Genomic DNA, 245 nt, shown 5'->3' with positions numbered 1-245 from the left:
CGCGTCGCCCACACTATGCACGTCCGTGCCGCCTACCTTGTACGTCGGCACCTCCAGCGTCCCGTCCGTCTTGACCTTCGCGCCTCCACCCAGCGCGGCCGCCACGCTCTGCGCCGTGCCATGCAACTGCGTGCCGTTGATCGCATCCTTGCTCGTCTCGCTTACTTTGCCTGCCGCCACGTTCGACAGCGTCGTGCCGTCCTTGCCGGCCAACGAAACAGTGCCCTTCGTCGCATCGTCATAGC

1 pseudogene is annotated in these 245 nt (G+C 65.7%); it reads right to left on the bottom strand.

The features are described from left to right. A pseudogene (locus ACV22W_RS33780) lies at positions 1–245 on the bottom strand (YadA family autotransporter adhesin); the annotation flags it as partial.

The organism is Burkholderia sp. AW49-1, assembly GCF_053427845.1.
The sequence above is the reverse complement of the archived record's forward strand: the minus strand, read 5'-3'. Positions and strand labels throughout refer to the sequence as shown.